The sequence below is a fragment of the Corynebacterium sp. HMSC064E07 genome (assembly GCF_001815745.1).
In the GTDB taxonomy this organism is placed as follows: domain Bacteria; phylum Actinomycetota; class Actinomycetes; order Mycobacteriales; family Mycobacteriaceae; genus Corynebacterium; species Corynebacterium jeikeium_D.
In genome coordinates this window covers 349-780 of record NZ_KV821813.1, presented here as the reverse complement: position 1 = coordinate 780, position 432 = coordinate 349, and the positions used below count along the sequence as shown (strand labels likewise).

1 protein-coding gene and 1 tRNA gene are annotated in these 432 nt (G+C 54.6%); both read left to right on the top strand.

Annotation, left to right across the window (positions count from 1 at the left end; all coding sequences use genetic code 11):
* The first annotated feature begins 82 nt into the window (after positions 1-82).
* Positions 83-155: transfer RNA gene (locus tag HMPREF3053_RS04515), tRNA-Glu, on the top strand.
* A 76-nt stretch (positions 156-231) separates the two neighbouring features.
* Positions 232-408 (top strand): ThiF family adenylyltransferase, encoded by a 177-nt coding sequence (locus tag HMPREF3053_RS10875; RefSeq protein ID WP_246819374.1) that lies wholly within the window; start codon positions 232-234, stop codon positions 406-408.
* Positions 409-432 lie beyond the last annotated feature (24 nt).

Below are 432 nucleotides of genomic sequence, written 5' to 3'. Positions count from 1 at the left end.
CCGTCATTCTAGGTTCGAGTCCTGGTAGGCCAGCAGTGAAGAAGTTCATTGTTGAATGTATTCACTAACTGCAAGGTTCTAAGCCCCGTTCGTCTAGCGGCCTAGGACGCCGCCCTCTCACGGCGGTAACACGGGTTCAAATCCCGTACGGGGTACAAAGTTACTCCCCAGTCAGTCGGCTGGGGAGTTTTTGTTTTTTAAGAATCGAGGCGACTATGACCAGGGGCGACTATGACCAGTGAACGTTTCGCACGACTGAAGCTTCTCCTAGGGGAGGAGGGGCTAGAAACGTTAGCTGAATCTACCGTCATGGTTGTCGGACTCGGAGGCGTGGGGTCGAGTTGTGCCGAAGCTCTTGCCCGAGGCGGCGTGGGCAACCTCATCTTGATCGACGGTGATGTGGGTTAAGTGACAAAAAGTGTGTCCGCTCGG

What these genes read in the sequence shown, in the direction of transcription:
- HMPREF3053_RS10875 (WP_246819374.1), top strand. Translation starts at nt 232, where the DNA reads ATGACCAGTGAACGTTTCGCACGACTGAAGCTTCTCCTAGGGGAGGAG.